This window comes from Pseudomonas sp. MOIL14HWK12:I1, assembly GCF_000510705.1.
Taxonomy (GTDB): domain Bacteria; phylum Pseudomonadota; class Gammaproteobacteria; order Pseudomonadales; family Pseudomonadaceae; genus Chryseomonas; species Chryseomonas oryzihabitans.
In genome coordinates, this window is record NZ_KI783307.1 from 154365 (window position 1) to 178889 (window position 24525).

Annotated in this window: 21 protein-coding genes and 1 pseudogene; 6 read left to right on the forward strand and 16 right to left on the reverse strand. The window is 68.4% G+C overall.

The annotated features are described in order from the left end of the window. Positions 1 to 11: 11 nt before the first annotated feature. Positions 12 to 698: a dihydrofolate reductase family protein gene (locus PSEK12I1_RS0110680; protein ID WP_027601505.1), complete on the forward strand. Its 687-nt coding sequence runs from the start codon at positions 12 to 14 to the stop codon at positions 696 to 698. Here PSEK12I1_RS0110680 and PSEK12I1_RS0110685 read toward each other — a convergent pair. The 6 genes from PSEK12I1_RS0110685 to PSEK12I1_RS0110710 form a co-directional block, all read right to left on the reverse strand. Next, positions 695 to 2920, reverse strand: coding sequence for a bifunctional diguanylate cyclase/phosphodiesterase (locus tag PSEK12I1_RS0110685; protein ID WP_027601506.1), 2226 nt, complete (start codon positions 2918 to 2920; stop codon positions 695 to 697). The genes PSEK12I1_RS0110680 and PSEK12I1_RS0110685 overlap by 4 nt on opposite strands. 351 nt (positions 2921 to 3271) lie before the next feature. Further along, positions 3272 to 4648 (reverse strand): nucleotide 5'-monophosphate nucleosidase PpnN, encoded by a 1377-nt coding sequence (gene ppnN, locus PSEK12I1_RS0110690; RefSeq protein ID WP_027601507.1) that lies wholly within the window; start codon positions 4646 to 4648, stop codon positions 3272 to 3274. 119 nt (positions 4649 to 4767) lie between these two features. After that, positions 4768 to 5463, reverse strand: coding sequence for a tRNA (N6-threonylcarbamoyladenosine(37)-N6)-methyltransferase TrmO (tsaA, locus tag PSEK12I1_RS0110695; protein WP_027598312.1), 696 nt, complete (start codon positions 5461 to 5463; stop codon positions 4768 to 4770). A gap of 30 nt (positions 5464 to 5493) precedes the next feature. After that, positions 5494 to 5760: a hypothetical protein gene (locus tag PSEK12I1_RS0110700; protein ID WP_007160672.1), complete on the reverse strand. Its 267-nt coding sequence runs from the start codon at positions 5758 to 5760 to the stop codon at positions 5494 to 5496. A 69-nt stretch (positions 5761 to 5829) separates the two neighbouring features. Continuing rightward, positions 5830 to 6456: a CatB-related O-acetyltransferase gene (locus PSEK12I1_RS0110705; protein WP_027598311.1), complete on the reverse strand. Its 627-nt coding sequence runs from the start codon at positions 6454 to 6456 to the stop codon at positions 5830 to 5832. A 54-nt stretch (positions 6457 to 6510) separates the two neighbouring features. Then, positions 6511 to 7254: a haloacid dehalogenase type II gene (locus tag PSEK12I1_RS0110710; protein WP_027598310.1), complete on the reverse strand. Its 744-nt coding sequence runs from the start codon at positions 7252 to 7254 to the stop codon at positions 6511 to 6513. A 100-nt stretch (positions 7255 to 7354) separates the two neighbouring features. Between PSEK12I1_RS0110710 and PSEK12I1_RS0110715 the strand changes: the two genes are divergently transcribed. Next, on the forward strand, positions 7355 to 7942 hold the full coding sequence (locus tag PSEK12I1_RS0110715) for an HAD family hydrolase (RefSeq protein WP_007160669.1): 588 nt from the start codon (positions 7355 to 7357) through the stop codon (positions 7940 to 7942). A 92-nt stretch (positions 7943 to 8034) separates the two neighbouring features. Further along, positions 8035 to 10224, forward strand: a complete 2190-nt coding sequence (locus tag PSEK12I1_RS0110720) for an ATP-binding protein (RefSeq protein WP_027601508.1) — start codon at positions 8035 to 8037, stop codon at positions 10222 to 10224. Here PSEK12I1_RS0110720 and PSEK12I1_RS0110725 read toward each other — a convergent pair. The 4 genes from PSEK12I1_RS0110725 to PSEK12I1_RS0110740 all read right to left on the reverse strand — a co-directional run bounded on the left by PSEK12I1_RS0110725 (position 10192) and on the right by PSEK12I1_RS0110740 (position 14478). After that, positions 10192 to 11229 (reverse strand): hypothetical protein, encoded by a 1038-nt coding sequence (locus tag PSEK12I1_RS0110725; protein WP_027601509.1) that lies wholly within the window; start codon positions 11227 to 11229, stop codon positions 10192 to 10194. The two genes, PSEK12I1_RS0110720 and PSEK12I1_RS0110725, sit on opposite strands and share 33 nt — an antisense overlap. 20 nt (positions 11230 to 11249) lie before the next feature. Continuing rightward, the gene (locus tag PSEK12I1_RS0110730; RefSeq protein WP_027601510.1) at positions 11250 to 12110 is read right to left on the reverse strand and encodes a neutral zinc metallopeptidase; all 861 of its coding nucleotides are present in this window, start codon (positions 12108 to 12110) and stop codon (positions 11250 to 11252) included. A 118-nt stretch (positions 12111 to 12228) separates the two neighbouring features. After that, positions 12229 to 13296 carry an NAD(P)-dependent alcohol dehydrogenase gene (locus PSEK12I1_RS0110735; protein WP_027601511.1) on the reverse strand — a complete coding sequence of 356 codons (1068 nt, stop codon included), beginning with the start codon at positions 13294 to 13296 and terminating at the stop codon, positions 12229 to 12231. Between the two features lie 249 nt (positions 13297 to 13545). Beyond that, positions 13546 to 14478 carry a LysR family transcriptional regulator gene (locus PSEK12I1_RS0110740; RefSeq protein WP_027598304.1) on the reverse strand — a complete coding sequence of 311 codons (933 nt, stop codon included), beginning with the start codon at positions 14476 to 14478 and terminating at the stop codon, positions 13546 to 13548. A gap of 166 nt (positions 14479 to 14644) precedes the next feature. Here PSEK12I1_RS0110740 and PSEK12I1_RS0110745 point away from each other — a divergent pair, with 166 nt between their 5' ends. The 3 genes and pseudogenes from PSEK12I1_RS0110745 to PSEK12I1_RS0110755 form a co-directional block, all read left to right on the forward strand. After that, complete coding sequence (locus tag PSEK12I1_RS0110745; RefSeq protein ID WP_027601512.1) at positions 14645 to 15709, forward strand: SDR family oxidoreductase; 1065 nt, start codon at positions 14645 to 14647, stop codon at positions 15707 to 15709. A gap of 102 nt (positions 15710 to 15811) precedes the next feature. Further along, entirely contained in the window at positions 15812 to 16582 is a 771-nt protein-coding gene (locus PSEK12I1_RS0110750; RefSeq protein WP_027601513.1) for a sulfite exporter TauE/SafE family protein, read from the forward strand. Between the two features lie 247 nt (positions 16583 to 16829). Beyond that, a pseudogene (locus tag PSEK12I1_RS0110755) lies at positions 16830 to 17681 on the forward strand (alpha/beta fold hydrolase); the annotation flags it as partial. A gap of 368 nt (positions 17682 to 18049) precedes the next feature. Here the strand turns inward: PSEK12I1_RS0110755 and PSEK12I1_RS0110760 are convergent. The 6 genes from PSEK12I1_RS0110760 to PSEK12I1_RS0110785 all read right to left on the reverse strand — a co-directional run bounded on the left by PSEK12I1_RS0110760 (position 18050) and on the right by PSEK12I1_RS0110785 (position 24445). Then, complete coding sequence (locus PSEK12I1_RS0110760; RefSeq protein ID WP_027601515.1) at positions 18050 to 19021, reverse strand: D-2-hydroxyacid dehydrogenase family protein; 972 nt, start codon at positions 19019 to 19021, stop codon at positions 18050 to 18052. A gap of 144 nt (positions 19022 to 19165) precedes the next feature. Next, positions 19166 to 19972: an ABC transporter ATP-binding protein gene (locus PSEK12I1_RS0110765; protein ID WP_027601516.1), complete on the reverse strand. Its 807-nt coding sequence runs from the start codon at positions 19970 to 19972 to the stop codon at positions 19166 to 19168. Then, complete coding sequence (locus PSEK12I1_RS0110770) at positions 19954 to 20967, reverse strand: iron chelate uptake ABC transporter family permease subunit (RefSeq protein WP_027598299.1); 1014 nt, start codon at positions 20965 to 20967, stop codon at positions 19954 to 19956. Before PSEK12I1_RS0110770 ends, PSEK12I1_RS0110765 begins: the two co-directional genes overlap by 19 nt. Continuing rightward, positions 20964 to 21941 (reverse strand): iron chelate uptake ABC transporter family permease subunit, encoded by a 978-nt coding sequence (locus PSEK12I1_RS0110775; RefSeq protein ID WP_027601517.1) that lies wholly within the window; start codon positions 21939 to 21941, stop codon positions 20964 to 20966. The genes PSEK12I1_RS0110770 and PSEK12I1_RS0110775 overlap by 4 nt, the downstream gene beginning before the upstream one ends. 59 nt (positions 21942 to 22000) lie before the next feature. Next, complete coding sequence (locus tag PSEK12I1_RS0110780) at positions 22001 to 22945, reverse strand: iron-siderophore ABC transporter substrate-binding protein (protein ID WP_027601518.1); 945 nt, start codon at positions 22943 to 22945, stop codon at positions 22001 to 22003. A 249-nt stretch (positions 22946 to 23194) separates the two neighbouring features. Then, entirely contained in the window at positions 23195 to 24445 is a 1251-nt protein-coding gene (locus PSEK12I1_RS0110785) for a hypothetical protein (protein WP_027601519.1), read from the reverse strand. Positions 24446 to 24525: the final 80 nt, after the last annotated feature.

The window sequence follows — 24525 nt, forward strand, 5'->3', positions numbered from 1 at the left end:
CGGGAGCCCCCATGAAGCCCTATGTGATCTGCCATATGATGTCGTCGGTCGACGGTCACGCCCTCACCGATGGCTGGGATCGCGCCGTCAAGAAACAGGCCGATACCACCTACGAGCGCCTGGCCGAGCGCTTCGCCTTCGATGCCTGGGCCTGTGGCCGGGTGACCATGGAAGAGATCGCCCACGGCGAGGGCTATCCCACCGGCGTCGCCCAGGCGCCCATCCCGCGCACTCACCATTTCGCCAAGCGCGATGCCGCCAAGTACGCCATCGCCATCGATCCCCAGGGCAAGGTGGCCTGGAAAAAGAACGAGGCCCTGGATTCCCACGTGGTGGCGGTGCTGACCGAAGGCGTCAGCGACGACTACCTGACGCACCTGCAGAACATCGGTGCCTCCTACGTCTTCGGTGGCAAGGACGAACTGGATCTGGCAGCGGTGCTGGAATTGCTCAACGCAGAACTGGGCATCGAGCGGCTGGTGGTGGAGGGTGGTCCCCATGTCAGCGGCTCCTTTGTCGCCGCCGGCCTGGTGGACGAGATCAGCGTGCTGATCATCCCGCTGGTGGACGGCCGCGGCGCCCATCCGGCCTCCTTCGAGATTGCCGAGCAGGCCTGGCAGCAGCCGCTGTACCTCAAGCTGGATACGGCCGAAGCCCAGGACGACGGCAGCGTCTGGCTGCGCTATCGGCGCGGCTAGCCGAGCGCCCTGGCCAGCGCCAGGGCGTCGGCATCCACCTCCGCCTGGGCCTGCAGTGGGCAGACCCCGCTGGCATAGCGGGCGATCACCTCGGGCACCTGGGCCAGGGGGACCGGTCGGCTGATGTGATAGCCCTGGATGAAGTCGCAGCCCAGGGCGCACAGCAGCCGCAGCTGCTCCAGATGCTCGACGCCCTCGGCGGTGACCTTGAGCTTGAGCGGCCGGGCCATGCCGATGATAGCCTGGACGATCTGGTGATCGGCATTGCCCTCGGCCAGCCCGGTGACGAAGGAGCGGTCGATCTTCACGGTGTCGATCGGCAGGCGCTTGAGATAGGCGAGCGAGGAGTAACCGGTGCCGAAGTCGTCGATGGACACCGTCACGCCCAGGTCGCGAATGCGCTGCAACAGCTCGGCGGTGGGCTGCACGTTCTTGACCAGGGCATTTTCGGTCACCTCCAGTTCCAGGCGCCGCGGCGACAGTTGGTGGTCGTCCAGCCGCCAGGCGATCTGCCCGGGGAGGGCGTCGTTGCTCAGGCTCAGCGCCGAGCAGTTGACCGCGATGCGCAGCTCCGTGAGGCCAGCGGCGGTCAGCTCGGCCAGGTCCTTGCAGGCCCGCCGGAGCACCCAGGCGTCCAGTTCTTCGACGAAGCCGTTGGCCTCGGCCACGCCGAGAAAGTGGTTGGGCGCCAGCATGCCGAGGCGGGGATGGTCCCAGCGGATCAGGGCCTCGGCCTTGTCCAGCTGACCGCTGGCGACGTCGAGGATCGGCTGGTAGTAGAGCTGCAGGCCGCGCTCCTCGACCAGGGCTTCGCGTAGTTCGGCCTCCAGCTCCAGTTGCAGCGAGATCTTCTCGCGCAGGGTCTCGTCGAAGAAGCTGAAGGTGTTGCGGCCATTGCCCTTGGACAGGTAGAGCGCGAGATCCGCGCTCTTGAGCAGCTCCTCGCAGCAGCCGCCGTCGCGGGGATAGAGGCTGATGCCGATGCTGGTGGTCATCACCAGGGTGCGGTTGCCGATGGTGACCGGATTGCGCAGGCGCTCCAGGATGCGCTGGGCCAGGTGCCGGGCCTCGTCGGGTCCGGCGAGGCTGGCCAGAATGCAGAATTCGTCGCCACCGAAGCGAGCCACCAGGTCGCCGTCACGCACCGCCTCGCGAATGATCTTGGCCATGGCCACCAGCAACTGGTCGCCGGCGTCGTGGCCGAGGCTGTCGTTGATGCGCTTGAAGTGATCGATGTCGAGAAACATCACCCCCAGGCTGCGCCCCTGCTGTGCATGGCGCTCGAGGATCTCGGCGAAGGCCTGGTTGAAGGCGCGGCGATTGTGCAGGTCGGTGAGGGGATCGTAGTGCGCGGCCTGTTGCAGCGAAGCGCGCGCCTCGTCGAGCTGGCCGACCAGGGAATTGACCCGCTCCAGGTCGTTTTCCTTGCGCTGCAGCTGGCGATCGGCCCAGGCCGCGCCCAGGCCACCTACCACCAGCAGCAGGGCGATGATGGCGATGCCCACCCCCAGCTGCCAGGAATTGCTGGCGCCCTGCAGGGCGTCTGCGGTCTCGGCCGGGGCGACCAGCACCATGGACCACATGCCGGTGAAGTGCATGGCGGCGATCGCCAGGCCCATCACCAGGGCGGTGGCGATGCGCAGCCAGCGATAGATGCCGGTGTAGTGGCGACGGAAGATCTGGATCAGCTGCAGGGCGGCGAAGCTCGCCCCCACGGCGATGCCGATCGACAGCAGGAAGGGCAGCGGGCGATAGAGCACCATGGCCTCGGTGTGCACCGCGGCCATGCCGGTGTAGTGCATGAGCACGATGCCCACGCTCAGCACCGTGCCGGCCTTGAGCCGCTGGCCCAGGGTGAGGTCGGGCTGGCTGAGGGCGGGCATGGCCATGAGTCCGGCCAGCACCACGATCAGCAGCGAGGCCAGGGTGATGAAGAGGTCGTAGTGCACCCGGGTGGGCACGGTAAAGGCCAGCATGGCGATGAAGTGCATGCCCCAGACGCCGAAGCCGAAGCTCAGGGCGCCCATCAGGCTCCAGGCGCGCCGCCGGGCCAGGGTGCGGGTCTGGCCGATGCGCTCGGCGAACACCAGGGTGACATAGCAGGCGCTGACCGCCACCAGATAGGCAAGGGCGACCAGCCAGCCATCATGCTGGCCGTGCAGGTGCACCTGCTCTTGGGCGAGAGGGGCGACGAGGAAGTCGAGTCCCAGCCAGTTGTTCATTCCGTGGCCTCGGCAGGAAGTCTGGCGCGGCTGGAGGAAGACGGCCCGGCGGGATCTCCGCCCGGGTAGATTTCACTACGGCAACCTGCGCTCTGAGATTAGCTTGCCTTGCCCTATCGGCGTGGTGAAGAGGGGCTTTAACGCGGAGCCATGCAGTTAGCGCGCAAGGTTTTTTCTGTAGCGGCAAAGTGACTTCGCCACCCGGCGAGCGCCGGTCAGCGAAGCGCTCTGGATAGCTGGCTAGCGACTTTGTGATGTCACCTGGCTAGCATCATGACCGTTCGTCGAACAGGATGTGGACGAACGGTCATGACGGGAGGAAATCGGCCAAAAAGGCCAACGTGAAAGGATTCAGCTGACCACGCGATAGCAGGGCTCGTAGGCCGCGCCGCCGGGCAGCTTCATCCGGTGCTGTTCGACGAAGGCCTGCAGCAGCCGATCCAGCGGCCGCATGATGTCGGGATCGCCATGGATCTCGTAGGGCCCCCGTTCCTCGATCAGCTGGATGCCCTTGGCCTTGACGTTGCCGGCGACGATGCCGGAAAAGGCGCGGCGCAGGTTGGCGGCCAGCTCGTGCGGCGGTACGGCATGGGTCAGCTGCAGGGCGGCCATGTTCTCGTGGGTGGGATCGAAGGGTCGCTGGAAGCCTTCCTCGATGCGCAGCAGCCAGTTGAAGTGGAAGGCGTCGTGGCGCTCGCGGCGGAACTGCTTGACCGCCTTGAGGCCCTGGGCCATCTGCCGGGCCACCTCGACCGGATCGTTGACCACGATCTGGTAGTGGCGCTGGGCGGCTTCGCCCAGGGTGGCGCCGATGAAGGCATGCAGCTGCTCGAGGTAGGGCGCGGCGCTCTGCGGCCCGGTGAGCACCACCGGGAAGGGGATGTCCCGGTTGTCCGGGTGCATGAGGATGCCCAGCAGATAGAGGAATTCCTCCGCCGTGCCGGCGCCGCCCGGGAAGATGATGATGCCGTGGCCAACGCGGACGAAGGCCTCCAGGCGCTTCTCGATATCGGGCAGGATCACCAGTTCGTTGACGATGGGATTGGGCGCCTCGGCGGCGATGATGCCCGGCTCGGTGAGGCCCAGGTAGCGGCCGCCCTGAATGCGCTGCTTGGCGTGGGCGATGGTGGCGCCCTTCATCGGGCCCTTCATCACGCCCGGGCCGCAGCCGGTGCAGATGTCCAGGCTGCGCAGGCCGAGTTCGTGACCGACCTTCTTGGTGTACTTGTATTCCTCGGTGCTGATGGAGTGACCGCCCCAGCAGACCACCATCTTCGGCTCCATGCCGGCGCGCAGGGTGCGGGCGTTGCGCAGCAGGTGGAAGACGTAGTCGGTGATGCCCTCGGAGCTGTCCAGATCGATGCGCAGGCTGCTCTGTTCGCTCTCGGTGTAGACGATGTCGCGCAGGGCGCTGAACAGCATCTCGCGGGTGCTGGCGATCATCTCGCCGTCGACGAAGGCGTCGGCCGGGGCATTGATCAGTTCCAGGCGCACGCCGCGGTCCTGCTGGTGGATGAGTATCTCGAAGTCCTGGTAGGCCTCGAGGATGGTCTTGGCGTTGTCGCTGTGGGCGCCCGTGTTGAGGATGGCCAGGGCGCACTGGCGAAAGAGCTGGTAGAGGTTGCCCGAGCCGGCCGCGCTGAGCTGCTGGACCTCGCGCTGGGAAAGGGTCTCCAGGCTGCCCTTGGGGCTGACCTGAGCGTTGATGACCTGTCTGCTTGGAGCCATAGATGCTTCCCTATCGGTGATACGGCCGAACGGCGGCCGTAGCCGGGTGCGGACCGCCTCATGCGATCCGGCAATGTCATTGTTGGGGCCTTGGCCGCCGGAATGCAAACCGGGCGGCGTCAGGACGCCGCGGTCACGTCCAGTACCCGGATCTGTTCCGCGGTCGGATAGTGCCAGTGCACCTCGACGTCCCAGAGGCGCACGCCATAGCGGCGCTCGGGCGTGGGCGCCTGGTAGGCCGGACGCGGATCCTGGGCCAGGCACTGCTCGATCAGCTCGGCCAGGGGCTCACCCAGGCGCTGGCCATGGGCCTCGGCCTGGACGCGCGCTGCGTCCGCCCAGCCTACCGCCAGGGCCGGCGGCGGCGCCTCGGCGATGGCGTTGTGGGCGCCCGGCGGGCTGTCGGCGTAAGGCACATAGGGCTTGATGTCCAGCACCGGGGTGCCGTCGAGCAGGTCGATGCCCGAGAGCAGCAGCCGTCCCGGTTCGAGGCCGTCCAGCCGCACCACCGACTGGCCGATGCCGTTGGGTCTGTGGGTGGCGCGGGTGGCGAACACCCCCAGATAGCGATTGCCGCCCAGGCGCGGCGGCCGTACCCGCAGGCGCGGCTGGCTCTCCAGCGCCTGGTGGAAGAGAAACAGCAGCCAGACATGGCTGACGCCTTCCAGCCCTTCGACCGCCTCGGGACGGTCGAAGGGCGGCAACAGTTCCAGCACGCCACGGGCGGCCGGCGCCAGGGCGGGCTGCCGGGGAATGGCGAATTTCTCCTTGAAGCAGGAGCGGACGTGGCCGATGGGGGTGACGCTGTGCTGCATGGGCGGGGCCGTCTGACGCAGGGCTGGTCATTATGCCCTGCCCGAGACCTCGGCGGCGGCGGGCGCCTCGTCGGCGTTGCGGCGCACGCCGCGCAGATTCATCGCCGCCAGGCCCAGCTGCAGTACGATCAGGGCATAGGCTTCGGCCTGCAGGCCCCAGGCGATCCACAGGGCATTGCTGAGCAGGAACACCCAGAAACCCAGGCTGCGCCGGCCCTGGCGCTGGGAGGCCACCAGCCAGGCGGCGAGCAGGGTGATGGCCATGGCCGGCCATTGCAGCAGATCGAGCGCTTCCATGGAAAACCTTCAAAAGATTGACTAATGAAGGTGAGCCTTGGGAGGCGCCTCGAGTTCCAGACGCTTGATTCAGGACGCCGGATGGCGCGCCCGGGCGTAGGCGATGAAGCCGTCGATATCGGCGCTGCACAGGTATTCGCCGGCGGCGAGGATCTCCGCCTCGGGCCAGTCCCACCAGGCGATGTCGAGCAGCGCCTGGCAGGTGGCTTCGGGAAACCGCCACTTGATGAAGCGTGCCGGATTGCCGCCCACCACCGCATAGGGCGGCACGTCGCGGGTAACCACGGCGCCGGCGGCCACCACGGCGCCATGGCCGATGGTGACGCCGGAGAGGATCAGCGCATCGGTGCAGATCCAGCAGTCGCTGCCGATCACCACGTCGCCACGGGTGCCGCCGTAGTCCTTGATGTGGGCCAGGTCGTCGACGAAGGCGGGAAAGGGATAGGTGGTCACCCAGTCCAGCCGGTGCAGGCCGCCAAGCAGAATGCGCACCCCTTCGGCGATGGAGGTGTAGCGCCCCAGGCGCAGGGTGGCGCCTTCCTTGAGATCGAACACCCTGGGCGCGCCATAGGTGCCGGCGCCGATCTCGTAGTCGGGCAGTTCGCGGCGCAGGCGCGCCGTGCGCTGGTGCAGGCGGGGCAGGGCGGCCAGGGCCTGGCGTTCACGTTTCTTGCGCAGCTTGTCGAGAAAACCCATGGCGGTGCCCTGGCGAAAAGTATCCGGCAGGATACAGAAGCGCCCGGGCCGCGCTCAATCGCCGGGCTCGGCCCGCTCGCCCTCCATCGCTGGCAGGCCGAGCTGGTCGGCAAGATCTTGCAGGTCGCTCGCTTCCAGATCCCAGCCGCCTGCGGAGACTTCGCCACCGGCCGGGCCCTTTTCCCGTGGGCGCTGGATGAAGGCGGTGGCCAGGCCCAACTCCTTGGCCGCCTGCAGGTCGCCATTGTGGGCGGCGCAGAGCATCACCTGTTCCGGTTCCAGGTCGAGCAGGGTGCAGGCACCCAGGTAGACCTCCGCGGCCGGCTTGTAGCGCTGGAAGAGATCGGCGCCAAAGAGCATGTCCCAGGGCAGCCCGGCATGGCGGGCCATGTCCAGCAGCAGACTGACGTTGCCATTGGACAGGGCACAGACCGGATAGCCCTGGCGCAGCCGCGTGAGACCCGGCACGGCGTCGGGCCAGGGCGTCAGCTGATGCCAGAGTCTATTGATCCAGGCCACCTCGGCGGTGGTCAGGCCGACCAGGCCGTAACGGGGCAGCAATTCGTCCAGCGCCAGCCGATGCACCTCGTCGAGGGGCAGCCAGGGCAGGGTGCGGGCCTCGATCTGCGGCAGGATGGCCTCGTAGGCTTCGGCGCGCCAGGCATCGGCCAGCCGCTCCCAGTCACCCTGGACGCCATGCTTGGCCGACAGCCCCTGCAAGCCCTCGACCAGGCTGCCACGCCAGTCCACCACGGTGCCGAAGACATCGAAAAGTAGCGCCCGGACGGTCGTCGTCATGGGTAGACTCCTGCAGAAGGTTGTCTCCACCAGACGGAGCACGGGTGACGGGGGTTCCCCCGGAGTGCCCGAAGGTCACCTCTCGCCAAAGGATCCCTGCATGACACTGCGTCACCTCAGCCACTGGGTGTTCGACCTGGACGGTACCCTGACCCTGGCGGTACACGACTTCGCCGCCATTCGCCGGCATCTGGGCATCCCCGAACAGGCCGACATCCTCCATCACCTGGCCGAGCTGCCGGCCACCGAGCGCGAGGCCAAGCACGCCTGGCTGTTCGAGCACGAGCGCGAACTGGCCGTCGCTGCCCGCCCCGCACCGGGCGCGGTCGCCCTCATCCGGCGCCTGCACGAGGACGGTCGCCAGCTGGGCATCCTCACCCGCAATGCCCGCGACCTGGCGCTGCTGACCCTGGCGGCCATCGGCTTGGAAGACTGCTTCGCGCCCGCCGCGGTGCTGGGGCGCGACGAGGCGCCGCCCAAGCCCGACCCGGGTGGCCTGCTGCGGCTGGCCGAACTCTGGCAGGTGGCGCCTGACAGCCTGGTGATGATCGGCGATCACCGCTACGACCTGGAGTGCGGGCGGGCCGTGGGCTGCCGGACGCTGCAGGTCAATCAGCCGGGCGATCCCTGGCCGGCGGCGCGGGACCAGCGCTTCGAGACCTGCACCGAGATCCTGGCGGCGCTCTGACGCCAGGAAATTGCCCGTCAGGCGCAAATAGTCTGTTGTTTGCCGGGCCACTGGCTAAGATGCCGGCTTCGGATCCATTTCAGGCCAGCCCTATGAGCCTCCACGCCCCTTCCAGCGACCAGCCGTCCTCCAGCGATCTGCGTCAGTACGAGCGTCAGACGCTGGAAAGCCTTGCCACCGGGCTGCCTCTGACCAGCGTGCTGCATGCGCTGCTGCAGCGGGTGGAGGCCCTGGCCCAGGTTCGCCTGCATGCCTGCATCCTGTTGCTCAGCGAGGATGGCCGCTATCTGCAGGACGGCATCGCGCCCAGTCTGCCGGAAGCCTACAGCCGCGATCTCGGTCGGCTGGAGATCGGCCCGCTGGCGGGCTCCTGTGGCACCGCCGCCTACCGGCGCGAAGCCGTCTATGTCGAGGACATCGCCTGCGATCCGCTGTGGGCGGGCGCCCGTGACCTGGCGCTGCGCTACGGCCTGCGGGCCTGCTGGTCGATGCCGCTGCTGGCCCTGGATGGCCGGCTGCTGGGCACCTTCGCCAATTACTATCTGGAGCCACGGCGCCCCCTGGCCGCCGAGCGCGACGCCTTCCGTCTGGTCACCGAGACCGCCGCCCTGGCCATCGAGCGCCACCAGGCGGATCTGCAGCTGCGCGAAAGCGAAGACCACTATCGGCATCTGGTGGAGCTCAATCCCCAGTACACCTGGACCTGCGATCCCGACGGCGGGCGGATGGTCTTTTCGCCGCGCTGGCAGCAACTGACCGGCCAGCCGGCGCTGCACGCCGATACCTTCTGGACGCTGCTGCATCCGGACGACCGCCAGGCGACCCGGCAGGCCTGGGACGCGGCGCGCCGCGCCGGTCGGGCCTACGACCAGGAGCACCGGGTACGGGTGGCGGATGGCAGCCACTGCTGGCTGCGCACCCGCGCCTATCCGCGGCGCGATGAAGCGGGCGCCGTGATCCGCTGGTACGGCACCAGCGAAGACATCGATGACCGCCGCGAGGCCGAAGAAGCCCTGCGCCGCGAGCGCGCCACCCTGGAGATCCAGGTGCAGGCGCGGACCGCCGAACTGGAGGAGAGCAATCGCCAGCTGCGCGAGGAGATGCACAGTCGCGCCCAGGCCGAGGAGCTGCTGCGCCAGGCGCAGAAGATGGAAGCCGTGGGCCAGCTCACCGGCGGCATCGCCCACGATTTCAACAACCTGCTGGCCGGTATCCAGGCCAGCCTGGATCTCCTGCGCCGCCGCCTGGCGCCGGAGGTCCTGGCCGGGGTCGGCAGTCTGCTCGACACCGCCACCCAGTCGGTCGGACGGGGCGCCAGTCTCACCCATCGACTGCTGGCCTTTTCCCGCCGCCAGACGCTCAATCCCCAGGCGGTCGACGTCGCCCGGCTGATCGGCGACTTCCAGGAATTGCTGCTGCACAGCCTGGGACCGCAGATCCGCTGCCAGCTCGAACTGGAGGCCGGACTCTGGCCGGTCGACGTCGATCCGCACCAGCTGGAAAATGCCCTGCTGAATCTGGCCATCAACAGCCGCGATGCCATGCCGGCGGGTGGCACCCTGACCATCCGCGCGCGCAACTGGGTGCAGTCCGACGCCGATCCGGGGCTGCCGGCGGGCGACTACCTCTTGATCGAGGTCGGCGACGATGGCGTGGGCATGGCGCCGGAGGTGCTGGAGCGGGTCTTCGAACCCTTCTTCACCACCAAGCCGGTGGGCCAGGGCTCGGGGTTGGGACTGTCCATGATCTATGGCTTCATCCGCCAGTCGCGCGGCCAGGTGAGCGTGACCAGCGCGCCGGGGCAGGGCTGTCGGGTGAGTCTGCTGCTGCCGCGTCATCCGGCCCTGGCCGCCCAGGCACCCCAGCCGGTCGCCAGTGCCCCGACCGCTCGCGTCCTGCCCGGCGTCCGGGTGCTGCTGGTGGAAGACGATGCGGTCATCCGCGAATTGCTAGTGCAGGTGTTCGTCGACCTGGGCTGGGAGTATCGCGACGCCGCGGATGCCGAGTCGGCGCTGGCGGCCCTGCGCGAAGGCGAGGGCTTCGACCTGCTGATCACCGATGTCGGCCTGCCGGGGCTGAACGGCCGCTTGCTGGCCGGCGCGGCCCGTACCCTCAGGCCGCACCTGCCGATCCTCTTCATCACCGGTTATGCGGCGGGCAACGAGCCGCCCGTCCCGCTGGTAGGAGAGCGCATGGCGGTGCTGGGCAAGCCGTTCACCTTGGAAGCCTTCGTCGCCCGGGTGCAGGAGCTACTGGACGCGCCCGCCGCCCTGGCGCGCTGAAGCCTGGTCGCCGGCGCCGAACAGTGCCTGGCAGCCTGCAGGCGAGGTAAAGATGGCGTCGCCGTTGTGGCCCACGCCGGGCACCTCGACCAGCGCCTGGCGCAGCCCCGGATGGCGGCCCTGGAGATAGCGGTAGTAATTCAGCCCGCGGGCCAGGCGATAGGGGCCCTGGGCCTCGGCGGCGCAGCCCTTGTCCAGCGCCGGATGGTTGGGATTGGTGTCCTCGGCGCCCAGCAGATAGGTCAGGTCGAGTCCCGCATAGTGCTGCTCCAGGCTGGCGGCCGTGCGACCCGCGGCATAGGCCGGCAGGCCCTGCATGCCGTATTTCCAGGTATCGAAGTCCGGGCAGCTGGGCGCCGCGGCGAAGGGCACGGGCTGGCCCTGGGCATCCGGTCGACGGGCATCGAAATAGGCGTAGGACGAGGGATTGGCCACCACGTATCTCAGGCGAATGCCCTGGGCGGCGAGGGCCTGCTCGCCCTGGCCGAGCACGGCGTAGCGCTGCACCACCTGGCCACCGCCGGAATGTCCGGCGATCACCACCTCCTGCAGATTGGGCAGCAGCCGACGCTCCGCCAGGCGGGCGAGCAGGGCATCGAACACCGCGAAGCTGCTCAGCGGCTGCGGACCCAGGGCGGGCTCGCCGCCCATCCAGGCATTGCCCTGCCAGCGCAGCAGGGTGTCCGGCAGCCGATGACGCTGGATGTCCGTTTCATTGAGGAATTGCGGGGCGATCACCAGGGTGTCCGCCGTGGCGCCGGCCGCTGCCGTGGCCGTCTGGCCGGAGCGAAAATAGGTCGCGGCATTGCGCAGGCGGCCATGCACGATGACCAGGGCGCGGCGGATCTCCGGATGGGGCCGGTCCCAGTCGGTGGACAGCTGCAGCGCGGCCTGCGCCTGGCCGATTGGCATGCGGTCGCTGACGATACGGGCGACCCCCTCATGGGGCGCCGCCAGGGCGGAGCCCCAGGCCAGGGCCAGGCACAGCACAAGCAGGCGACGCATCGGGGATCTCCCGCTAGAGGTCAAAGCGCCTTAGCGGCAAAGGTGTCGCAGCTCTCCACCTTGCCACTGTCGAAGCCGGTGCGGAACCACTTGACCCGCTGCGCGGAGCTGCCGTGGGTAAAGGAATCCGGTACCACGCGGCCCTGGGACTGGCGTTGCAGGCGATCATCGCCAATGGCGTTGGCGGCGTTCAGCGCCTTCTCCAGGTCCCCCGGCTCCAGCCAGTTCAGCCGCTTCTGGGCGTCGTTGGCCCAGACCCCGGCATAGCAGTCGGCCTGCAGTTCCAGGCGTACCGACAACCCGGTGGCACCCTCGGTGGGAATGCCACGGCGGCGCGCCGCTTCCATCTTGCTGGTGGTGCCGCTGAGGTTCTGCACATGGTGGCCGACCTCGTGGGCGATCACATAGGCACGGGCGAAGTCGCCGTCGGCGCCGAAACGCTGCTGCAGTTCCTGGAAGAAGGTCAGGTCCAGGTAGACCTTGCTGTCCACCGGGCAATAGAAGGGACCGCTGGCCGCGGTGGCGCCGCCGCAACCGGATTGCACCTGGCCGTTGAACAGCACCAGCTTGGGCGGCTGATACTGCTCGCCATGGGCCTGGAAGATGCGCGTCCAGGTGTTTTCGGTCTCGCCCAGCACCACGCGGACGAAGTCCACCTGGCGATTGTCGGCCGGGGCGGTGGTCTCCTGCTGGCTCGGCGCGCTCTGGCCGCTGAGGCTGATCAGGTTGCCGAGGATCTGCGTCGGACTCTGGCCGCTGAGCAGGCCGAACACCACCACCAGGGCCACGCCACCCAGGCCGAGGCCGCCGCCGATCTTCATGCCGCGTCCACCGCTGGCCTGTTGCACGTTGTCGCTACGTTGTCCCTTGTCCCACTGCATGGCGGCCGCCTCGTCATTGTCGTCATCGCTAGGACCGCGGGGCGCGCCAAAAATGCGTTACCGGAAATGACAACGCCCGCGACGGGCGCGGGCGTTGTTGGCGGAGCGGAGCGCGGGATCAGGCCGCGGTCTGGCCCTGCTTGAGGCTCTGCATGTCGATCACGAAGCGGTACTTCACATCGCTCTTGAGCATGCGCTCATAGGCGTCGTTGATGTCCTGGATGGCGATCTGCTCGATGTCCGAGACGATGTTGTGCTTGGCGCAGAAGTCCAGCATCTCCTGCGTCTCGCGGATGCCACCGATGAGCGAACCGGCCAGCTGGCGGCGCTTCATCACCAGGTTGAACACGCTGGGCGCCGGGTGCGGCTCGGCGGGTACGCCGACCAGGGTCATGGTGCCGTCCCACTTCAGCAGGGTGAGGAAGGCGTCCAGGTTGTGCGGCGCGGCCACGGTGTTGAGGATGAAGTCGAAGCTGTTCGCGTGCGCGGCCATCTCGTCTTCGTTCTTCGACACCACCACCTCGTCGGCGCCCAGGCGCAGGGCATCGTCCTTCTTGCCTGCGCTGGTGGTGAAGAGCACCACGTGGGCACCCATGGCATGGGCGATCTTGACGCCCATGTGGCCGAGGCCACCCAGGCCGACGATGCCGACCTTCTTGCCCGGGCCGACCTTCCAGTGGGCCAGCGGCGAGTAGGTGGTGATGCCGGCGCACAGCAGCGGCGCCACGGCGGCCAGGTTCTCGGTGTGGCTCACCTTGAGCACGAACTTCTCGTTGACCACGATGTGGTCGGAGTAGCCGCCCTGGGTGTTCTCGCTGCCACCGTAGAGGTTGCCGTTGTAGGTGCCGGTGAAGCCGTTCTCGCAGTAGGACTCTTCACCGGCGTCACAGGGGGCGCAGTGCTGGCAGCTGTCGACCATGCAGCCGACGCCGACGGTGTCGCCGACCTTGAAGTTCTTCACGTGGGCACCGACCGCGGTCACCTTGCCGACGATCTCGTGACCGGGCACGGACGGGTACAGGGTGTTGTTCCACTCGTTGCGGGCAGTGTGCAGGTCGGAATGGCAGACGCCGCAGAAGAGGATGTCGATCTGCACGTCGTGGGCGCCGGGTTCGCGCCGCTCGAAGGAGAAGGGCGCCAGGGGCTGGTCGGCGGACTGGGCAGCGTAGCCTTGGGCTTGGCTCATGAGATACCTCATCTAGGTGGTGGAACTGAGTGGTGGAGCAGGGCGGCCAGGTTGGCCTGGCCCGGTGACAAACCGTCGATCCTGCTGAGCCAGAGCCGACGGCACCAATCGATCGTCTCGATAATCGTCATGCCGCCCATCGATGGAACTCAGGGGCGAGCGGGTGTACGAGGGTTTACGACCGGGGGGCCTGAGCGGATGTTCCCGTCCGTGGCGCGGCAGTCGGGGCCACTGGTCGAGCGGTCGTGGCTAGCGCGAAAGCTTCGGCGCCACCGTGGGCAGCAGGCGACTGGCCAGGTGCTCCAGCAGCAGCCGGACCCGCGGCAGACTCTCGCGACTGCGCGGCCACACCAGGTTGATCGGCGAGCCCTCGACGCCGTGCTCGGGCAGCACGTCCACCAGGGCACCGCTGGCCAGGTGCGTGGCGATCAGCCAGGTCGGCAACTGGGCGATGCCATGCCCGGCCAGGGCGGCCAGCACCTCGCCTTCGCCATCACCCACCACCAGGCGCGGCTGGAAGATCCAGCGTTCGCTGTCGCCCGGCTGTTCGCCGCGCAGCTGCCAGGGGCTGATCAGGCCATCGGCCTGGCGAAAGCCGATGCACTGGTGATCGACCAGCTCGGCCGGGGTCCGGGGGCGGCCATGCTGGGCGAGATAGGCCGGGGCGGCGCAAAAGACCTGGCGCTGGGTGCCGAGGAAGCGATGCCCCAGGCTGGCCGGCCAGGCGTCGGAGCCGCCGATGCGCACCAGGATGTCGATGCCCTCGTGGACCGGATCGACGAAGCGATCCGACAGCGACAGGTCCGGTTGCAACAGCGGATAGCGGTGCAGCAGCTCCAGGATCAGCGGCAGCACATGCAGCCGGCCATAGGAGGCGGGCAGGTCGATGCGTACCCGACCGTGGGGCTCGCCGTCCTGGGCAGCCAGGCCCACTTCGGCCTGTTCCAGCTCGGCCAGCACCCCGGTGCAGGTGCGATAGAAGCGGGTGCCGGCTTCGGTCAGGCTCAGCCGGCGGGTGGTGCGCTGGAACAGCCGCACGCCCAGCCGGCTTTCCAGCCGGGCCACGCTCTTGCCGACGGCCGAACCGGTGAGATTGAGGCGCTCGCCTGCCGCGGTGAAGCTGCCGAGATCGGCCACGGTGACGAAGACGTCGAGGCCCTTGAGGCGTTCGGAGGAATACAAGGCAGGCTCCCGATTGCGGAATCTGATTCCGATTAAAAAGGAATTTATACCCAGGATACGCCGTTAATTCTCCAATAGGCTGGAATCAACCCTGAGACAAGGCACTCCCTTATCTACAGCGCCTGCGTCCACTGCAGGCCGTCTCCCATCCCTATCTGGAGGTTTCATGCGCAAGGGCACCGCTCTCATCGTCGGCGTGACCGGCATTTCCGGCTACAACCTGGCCAACACCCTGGTCGCCTCGGGCTGGACCGTCTACGGTCTGGCGCGCAAGCCGGTGGCGCAGGAAGGCGTCATCCCGGTCGCCGCCGACCTGCTCGACGCCGAGTCCACCCGCCAGGCGCTGGCCGGTCTGCCGATCAGCCATGTGTTCTTCTGCACCTGGACCCGTCGCGCCACCGAGAAGGAAAACGTCGAGGCCAATGGCGCCATGATGGACAACCTCTGCCAGGCTCTGGACGGTGCACCGCTCGAGCACCTGGCACTGGTGACCGGCACCAAGCACTACCTGGGTTCCTTCGAGGAATACGGCAGCGGCAAGGCCGAGACGCCCTTCCGCGAAAGCGAGCCGCGCCAGGCCGGCGCCAACTTCTACTACACCCTGGAAGACATCCTCTTCGCTGCCGCCGAGCGGCATGGCTTCGGCTGGAGCGTGCACCGCTCCCACAGTATGATCGGCCAGGCCAAGGGTACCAACGCCATGAACATGGGCCTGACCCTGGCGGTCTACGCCTCCCTGTGCAAGGCCACCGGCCAGCCCTTCGTCTTCCCCGGTTCCCGTACCCAGTGGGATGGCATCACCGACGTCACCGACGCCGGCCTGCTCGCCGAGCAACTGGAATGGGCCGCCCTGGCGCCGGCCGCGCGCAACCAGGCGTTCAACACGGTCAACGGCGACGTCTTCCGCTGGCGCTGGCTGTGGGGCGAGATCGCCGCCTTCTTCGACCTGGAGCCGGCGCCCTATCCCGAGCAGCCCATGCCGCTGGAAGCGCGGATGAAGGACGTGGCCCCGGCGCAGTGGCGCAAGCTCGCCGAGAAGCACGACCTGGTGGAAGCCGACGTCGACAAGCTGGCCTCCTGGTGGCACAGCGACGCCGACCTGGGCCGCGAGATCGAGTGCCTCAACGACATGACCAAGAGCCGCGACCTGGGCTTCTTCGGCTATCGCGACACCCGGGCGAGCTTTCTCGACCTCTTCACCCGGCTGCGGGCCCAGCGCCTGATTCCCTGAGCCGCTCTGGACCGCCGGTCCCCGTGAACGGGGGCGGCTGGCGGTTTTCAGAGGTTGCACGCGGGGCGCAGAATGCGAACTCTTCTCGCAGGATGCGCCCCCATGCTCGACTCTCTCTTTGCCCTCGTTCCCGCCTTCAGCCCGCTGGACTGGCTTTTCATCGAAGCCATCGTGGTCCTGGCCTATCTGATCTTTGGCGTCGCCGGCTTCGGCAGCGCCCTGATCGCCGGTCCCTTGCTCACCAGCTGGATGCCGCTGTCACGCATCGTGCCCCTGCTGGTGATGCTGGATTTCCTCGCCTCCTTCCACAATTGGCTGCCGGATCGCCGCGCCATCGCCGGACGTGAACTCAGGCGCCTGCTGCCCATGCTGCTACTGGGCGCGGCCCTGGGCACCTACTTGCTGATGCGCACCGATGCCCGGTTGCTGATGCTCTGGCTGGGGCTCTTCGTGGTGGCCTATTCCACCTACAGCCTGCTCAGTCCCAAGGGCTTTCGCCAATTGGCGCCGGCCTGGTCGATCCCGGCGGGTGGGGTAGGGGGCCTGTGCGGCGCCCTGTTCGGCAGTGGCGGCTTCCTCTATGCGCTCTATCTCAACGGCCGCCTGGAAGACAAGAACGCCATCCGCGGCACCCAGAGTTTTCTCATCGGCTGCAGCGCCTCCATCCGCATCGTCCTGCTGCTGATCGCCGGCGCCTACAGCGATGGCAGCCTGCTGCTCCTGGCAGTCTGCCTGCTGCCCGCCATGCTGCTCGGCGGCTGGATCGGCCGCCACCTGCAACGCCGCCTGTCACGCGAACGCTTCACCCGCCTGGTGACCTGGTTGGTGCTGGTGTCGGGCGTGACGCTGATCGGGCGGTATTTGGCGGGGTAACCAACGAGCCTACGGTGGTCCGCTATCGAGTTTGGCGTTGTGATGATCGCGGCCATGCCGGTACGCCGTAGCGACCGCTCCTACAGTGACCGGTGACTCCGTAGGAGCGGCCCATGGCCGCGATGCTCTCAGACGCCGTAGCCTGGGGTGGAAAACCGCGTAGCGTTTTCCACGCGACGCTGCCACCTCGGGAACTCCCAAGCCGATCCACCTCTCCGCTCTACAACACCCGTGGCGGAGATCCCCCATGCTCACCTCCATCCAGGCCGGCGTCCTAGACGTCGCCTACCAGGTCCAGGGCCCGGACGCCGGCCATCCGGTCCTGCTGCTGCATGGCTTTCCCTATGACATCCACGCCTACGCCGAGGTGGCCGATGAACTGGCCGCCGCTGGCTGCCGCGTCCATGTGCCCTTTCTGCGCGGCTATGGCGCGACCCGCTACCTGAGCGCCGACACCCCGCGCTCCGGCCAGCAGGCCGCCCTGGCCCATGACGTCCTGGCGCTGCTCGACGCCCTGGGCCTGGAGCGGGCGACCCTGGCCGGTTACGACTGGGGTGGTCGCGCCGCCGGTATCGTCGCCGCCCTCTGGCCGGAGCGGGTGGCGGGGCTGGTGCTGGGCGACGGCTATCCGATCCAGGACATCGCCGCCGCCGCCACCCAACCGGCCGAACCGGCGGCGGAGCTGCGCTATTGGTACCAGTACTACTTCCATGGCGAGCGAGGTCGCGCCGGACTGGCGAAACATCGCCGCGAATTCTGTCGACTGCTCTGGTCGCTGTGGTCACCCAGCTGGCGCTTCAGCGACGCCACCTACGCGCTTACCGCCGCGGCCTTCGACAACCCCGATTTCGTCGATACCGTGATCCACTCCTATCGCCACCGCTACGGTCTGGCCCCGGACGATCCGGCCTATGCCGAGATCGAGCGCCGGCTCGCCGCTCAGCCACCCATCCGCGTGCCCACCACGGTATTGGCCGGTGCCGACGATGGGGTCACTGCGGTGCAGGATGAAGCCGGGGTAGCGCAGCACTTCAGCGGATCCTTCCGCTACGAGGTGCTGCCCGGCTGCGGCCACAACATCCCCCAGGAAGCCCCCCGCCGCCTTCGCCGCCGCGGTAAGGGAGCGCTTGCCGTAGGTTGGGTTGAGACAGCTTCATCGTCGAAGTCCAACAGCGTTCAAGCCTGGACAATGTCGGGCTTCGCCGCGCTCAACCCAACCTACGAGGAGTGCGCCGCTTTTCCCCCTCTCCCTCTGGGAGAGGGCTGGGGTGAGGGTGCAGGATGTCGGGCTTCGCTGCGCTCAACCCAACCTACGAGGCGTGCGCCGCTTTTCCCCCTCTCCCTCTGGGAGAGGGCTGGGGTGAGGGTGCAGTTGTCGGATTTCGCTGCGCCCAACAGAGCGCTGCGTAGGGTGGATAACGGCGCAGCCTTATCCACGCGATCCACGCGATCCACGCGCCCCCAAGCCTACCGCCCCAGCACCTCCGGATTGGCCAGGCCGGTCGGTTCGCCGCTGAAGAAGCCCACCAGGTTGGCGAAGGCCTCGCCGAAATAGAGCTCGTAGCTGTGCTTTTCCACGTAGCCCAGGTGCGGGGTGCAGAGCACCTGGGGGTGGGCGAGCAGGGGATCGTCCGGCGCCACCGGTTCCTGCTCGAAGACGTCCAGCGCCGCCTGGCCGGGATGGCCCAGCTCCAGCGCCGTGAGCAGGGCGCCGGGCTCGATCAGGCCGGCGCGGGCGGTGTTGACCAGCAGGGCGCTCTTCTTCATCCGCGCCAGGTCCTCGGCGCGCACGCAGCCGCGGCTGCGCTCGCTGTATCTCAGATGCAGGCTGATGACATCGGCCTCGGCAAAAAAGGCCTCCTGGCTGGGCGCCGCGCGATGGCCGTCGGCTTCGGCGCGGGCGCGCGAGGCCTCGCTGCCCCAGACCAGCACCGGCATGCCGAAGGCCTGGCCGTAGCGCGCCAGGCGCTGGCCGATCTTGCCATAGCCCCAGATGCCGAGGATCTGCCCGTCCAGTCGTTCGCCCAGATTGACCTGCCAGCGCCCGGCATAGAGGGCGTCGATGGCCGGCTTGAGCTTGCGGCGGGCCATGAGGATCAGCGTCCAGGTCAACTCGGCGGTGGAGACCGGCGAGCCACTGCCTTCGCACACCGCCACGCCCTGGCGGGTGCAGGCGGCCACGTCGAGGTGGGCGGTGGCCTTGCCGGTCTGGCTGATCAGCTTGAGTCGCGGCAGGTGCGCCAGCAGCTCGGCGTCGATGCGGGTGCGCTCGCGGGTCAGCACCAGGGCATCGGCGTCACGGAAGCGTTCCACCAGCACCCTGGGATCGCGTTCGGCATCGTGATAGAGCGTCACCTGATGCCCGGCGCGCTGGAGCAGGGGATAGCAATCCAGGGTTTCGACGACGTGCTGGTAGTCGTCCGGGATGACGATATGCATGGCGAGCTCCGTTGTTGTTCTGGATCGCCAGTGGAGCACCTGCGGGGTCGTCCGACAAGATGGGGCGCAACGGTGGACGAGGCGGCGCCGTCGTCCACCCTGGCGGTAGCCTGGAAAACCGCGCAGCGTTTTCCGGGACGAGCCCTAGTAGGGAATCACCAGCGGCGTACCCGCCAGGGGATTCTCGATCACCGCGCACTTGAGGCCGTACAGCGCCTCGATCAGCTCGGGGGTGACGATCTCCGCCGGCGGGCCCTCGGCGAGGATGCGGCCGGCGCGCAGGGCGATGATGTGGTCGGCGTAGCGACAGGCCTGGTTGAGATCGTGCAGCACCGCCACCAGGGTGCGGCCGCCTTCGCGGTTGAGGCGGCAGAGCAACTCCATCAGCTCCACCTGGTGGGCGATGTCGAGAAAGGTGGTGGGCTCGTCGAGCAGCAGCAGCGGGGTCTCCTGGGCCAGTGCCAGGGCGATCCAGACGCGCTGGCGCTGGCCGCCGGACAGGCTGTCCACCGCCCGCTCGGCCAGCTCCAGGGTATTGGTGGCTTCCAGGGCGTGCTGCACCGCGCGCTCGTCGGCATCGGTCCAGCCGGCGAAGGCCTGGCGATGGGGATGGCGCCCGCGCGCCACCAGGTCGCTGACCAGGATGTCGTCCGGCGCCACCGCGCTCTGCGGTAGGAGGCCGATGCGACGGGCCACCTCGCGGGTCGGCAGGTCCTGGATCAGCCGGCCGTCCAGGCGCACCTCGCCGGCACTGGGACGGATCAGCCGCGCCAGGCTGCGCAGCAGGGTCGACTTGCCACAGCCATTGGGGCCGATGATCACGGTGAAGCGGCCATCGGGCAGCCGCACCTCGAGGTCGGCGCAGATCGGCTGGCCGCCGTAGCCGACGGTGAGACCGTGGGCGGCGAGGCGACTGGAAGGGGCGTCTTGGCTCATGAGGTCCGCCGCCATTCGCGGCTCAGCAAAAAGATCAGATAGAGGCCACCCAGGGCGCCGGTCAGCAAGCCGACCGGAATCTGGAAGGGCGCCAGCAGCCGCTGGGCCAGCAGGTCGGCCAGGGCAGTGAGGCAGGCGCCGAGCAGGGCGGGGGCGAGGATGCCGAGATCGGCGCTGCGGGTCAGGCGCCGGGCCAGCTGGGGCGCGGCCAGGGCAACGAAGCCGATGGGACCGGCGGTGGCGATGGCCAGGGCGGCCAGGGCCACGGCGACCGCCAGCAGCAGATTCTGGCTGGGCAGCACGGCCAGGCCCAGGGCCCGGGCCAGGTCGTCGCCCAGCTCCAGCAGGCGCAACCGCCGCGCCAGCCAGGCGGCCAGCGGCAGGAGCAGCAGGCAGCCGGCGAGCAGGGTCAGGGTGCGACTCCAAGTCAGCATGTCCAGGCTGCCGAACAGCCAGAGCCGGGCCTCCTGGGCTTCGTCCAGCTCGGCGCGGGTCAGCAGGTATTCGTTGAGCGAGGCGAGCAGGGCGCTGACGGCGATGCCCAGCAGGATCATCCGCTCGCCGCGGATCCCCGCCAGGGCCGCGAGGCCCGCTACCAGTACCGCGGCCAGCAGGCCGCCGCCGAGGGCGCCCAGCATCAGCGCCGCGCCGCCCAGTTGCAGCCAGAGCAGGGTGATCAGGGCGCCACTGGCCGAGCCGACGGTGAAGCCCACCAGGTCCGGACTGGCCAGGGGGTTGCGCGCCAGGCGCTGGAAGATGGCGCCGCTGGCGCCCAGGGCGGCGCCGACGCCAAAGGCCGCCAGCAGCCGCGGCAGGCGCAGATCCAGCAGGATCAGACTGGCCAGGGCATCGCCCCGGCCGAGCAGGGTGACCGCCACCCGGTGCGGCGCCGGGGCGAAGGCGCCACCGGTGAGGGTCAGGGCGCAGATGCCGATGGCCGCCAGCAGGAGCAGCAACAGGCAGGCCTTGAAGCGCGCCGAGCGGCGGGGGGCGAAGCGATGACGACTCAAGGGCGCACCCGCCGGGCGGAACGGATGATCAGCGCGAGCAGCACCGGGGTACCGAGCAGGGCGCAGACGATCCCGGCTTCCAGCTCGCCCGGCAGGGCCACGCGGCGGCCCAGGGTATCGGCCAGCAACAGCAGATTGGCACCGGCCAGTGGCGCCAGGGCCAGAATCCAGCGCCAGTCGGCGCCCACCAGCAGGCGCAGGGCATGGGGCACCACCAGGCCGAGAAAGCCGATGGGGCCGGCCACCGCGGTGGCAGCGCCGCACAGCAGCACGATGGCGACGAAGGCCAGCAGCCGCAGTTGCCCGGGGCGGGCGCCCAGGGCGCGACCCAGGTCGTCGCCCAGCGCCAGGGCATTGAGACGGCTGCCCAGGGGCAGACCCAGCGCCAGGCCGATCAGCAGCAACGGCAGGATGCCGAGGGCGCCGCCCGGGGTCTGGCCGCTCAGGGCGCCCACCGCCCAGAAGCGGTAGCTGTCGAATACCGCGCTGTCGAACAGGGTGATGATGCCGGTGCAGGCGTTGAGGCTGGCGCTGAGGGCGATGCCGGCCAGGATCAACCGTATCGGCTGACCGCGGGCCGGGGCACTGCCACCGAGCAGATAGACCAGGCCGGCGGCCAGGGCCGCCCCCAGCAGGGCACAGGCCAGGCGCGTCGGGGCGTCGTCCAGCCCCACCAGCGACAACCCGGCCACCACGGCGAAGGCCGCCCCGGCATTGATCCCCAGCAATCCGGGATCGGCCAGCGGATTGCGCGTCAGCGCCTGCATCAGTGCACCGGCCAGGCCCAGGGCCGCGCCCACCAGCAGCCCGAGCAGGGTGCGCGGCAGGCGCAGCTGCCAGAGCACCACGGCGTCGGTCGAGTCATCGGGCGCGACGAGCAGGTGCAGGATCTGCGCCGCCGACAGCGACCGCGCCCCTATGCCCAGACTCGCCACCACCGCCAGCGCCAGGACGATCAGCAGCAGGACCAGCACCAGGCCACCGCGGGCCGCGGATGCTCGTTGCGCCAGAGGCGCGGGGCGGACCGGCGCGGTCATGTCACCCCCAGGGCGCCGGCGACCGTGCTGAGCACCTGGCGCGCGGCGAGGGGGCCGGCGTTGAGATAGAAGGCGTCGGTGTCCACGCGGATGGCTCTGGACTGGCTCACCGCAGTGAGTCGAGGCCACAGCGGCTGTCGCGCCAGGCTGGCCAGGGCGGTGCCCTGCTCGGCATAGAACAGCCAGTCGGCGTCGGCCAGGTCCAGCAACTCGGCGCTGACATCCCGCGAGGTGCCCTTGAAGCGCTGCGCCGCCGGACGGGTCACGCCCATGGCTTGCAGCAGGCCGCCGGCAAAGGAATCCGCGCCCATCAGGCGCAGTCGCGCGCCGCTGGAAAACAGCAGGGAGGCGGAGGGCGGCTGGGCGCCGAAGCGCTGCGCCAGGCCGGCCAGCTCAAGATTCAGGTCCGCCAGCAGTCGCTCGGCCTGCTGGCGGCGGCCCAGGGCATCGGCCAGCAGCAGGAAATCCGGTCGCCAGTTGCCGCCGGTGCCGCGCGCCACCACCGTGGGGGCGATGCGCGAGAACAGCTCCAGCCCGCCGGCCTTGAGCACGGTGCGATTGAGCACGATCAGATCCGGCGCGAGGCGCGCCAGGGCTTCCAGATCCGGTGCCTGACGACTGCCCAGATCGACCATGGCCTCCAGCTCAGACGCGCGATTGGCGAGGGCAGTGCGCAAATAGCCGGGCGCCAGTTCGCGATTGTCCACCCGGGTGGTGCCCGCCGGGATCACGCCCAGACTCAGGGCGGCGTCCAGCTGGCCGGTGGAGATCACGGCCACCCGCTGGGGCTGGCGCGGGATCAGGGTGCTGCCCACCACATGCTCCACCTGCCGCGGGAACTCGCCATCGACGACCGCTGCACGCGCGAACACCCGACCGGACAGGCCGGCGAGCAGGACGGTACCGGTGGCGAAGTGCAGAAGGGTGCGGCGATCGAGCATGAGGGGGACTGGCCGAAGACGGAAAGAGGCCCGCCAGGCGGGCCGAGGCCCCGTGGCGGGGCGGCTAGGATAGAGCATCAGCACCTGGCTGACATCCGCTGTCCATTGCCTCTTTCCGGCTCAGGGCGATTTTCTTCGCCCGCTCTCGGCGGTGCTGTCGCCTCCATTGTTCCGAGCCGCCAGATCGCGCGAAAGCCACGGGACCCCAACGCCTGGGCAGGCAGGGATCCCGCGGCCGGGTGCCGGGCCCTAGCTGCCTATGCCGCGCGGACCGGCGGACACCGTACCGGCCACGTCCTGCAGATCCTGGATGCCCACCAGTTGGATCAGCGAATCGGCGGCGTCGATCTGACCGGTATCGCCCACGTTATGCAGAACGTAGGTGTCCGAGCCATAGTGAAAGACCGCGGCACGCTCGTTGTAGGCCATGGATTGCGCCACCTGTTGCAGTGCGCCGTACAGGCTGGTGGCGCCCTTCAGAGCCGCATCCTCCACCGTGGTGACCGCCTCGGGTTTCTGGATCGAAAAACCGAAGATGAGCTGGTCTTCACTGGCCTGGTAGTCGGTAATCGTTACGTGGTTGGCCGCCAGAGAGCGATTGGCGGCGGCGCTGCTGCTGCCATCGAAGTTGGCCAACGTGCCGTTGCCCAGGGTGTCGACGATGAGGTAGTCCCGGCCTTCACCCAGGGTGATGGTAGCGCCGTGACCGTAGTTGCCCCTTACGGTGGCATTGTGCGCCGCGACGCCCTTTTCGATGGACAGGTCGATGGAGTCTCCACCCGCACCGGCGTTGATGACCATATCGGCCTGCTGGATGTAGGCCGAGATATCGTCCCCACCTGCACTCGTGTCTATCGTCAACGGCTTCACCCTGGAATTGCCGAGCGCGGCGACGCTGTCCAACTCCGCTGCGGCGATGGTGCTGACATAGAGAAAATCGCCCGCGCTACCGGTCGTTACCGTCTTGAGAAAGGCGCTCTCGCTACGCACGTCGGGGCCATCGGTTCTGTAGGCATTGGTCAGGTCGATGAACAGGCCGACGGTGGACTGGGAGCCGTCGAACGTCTGCAGCCCGTCGAAGTTGCTCAGGTCGACGTGAGACCACAGGTTGAGGTCATTGGTGGGCACATCGGTGAGGCTGACGGTCAGCTTGGCAATGCTGGAATCCAGCGAGGTGTCTCCCGGTGTGGTGCCGCGGGTATGGCCATCCAGGAGCGTTCGTTGCTCTTCGTAGTGACCGATGAGGCTCACTTCATTCAACGTCGAGCCTGCCGTGTAGTGCGGGCCGTTGGCGTCGAAGGTCTTGGCGAAACCGACCTTGGCCGCGGCAGCATTGATGTCGAGGGTAAGGCGCGGCTGGTTCTGGAAAGCGTAGTAGCTGACGCCGTCGAAGATACCGGCCGGCGTGGCGGGTACGGCGGCCTGGGCTGCCCTGGCAAAGGCGGCGGATGGATTGGAGAGGGTCTGGTCAGCGTCTAGCGGATGTTGCTTGGCAGTCATGGCGTTCATCCTTGGTGAAAGTCAGGTTGAGCGCTCGCTGAACTTGCTCAGAAGAGCAAACGACTTGAACAAACGAACGT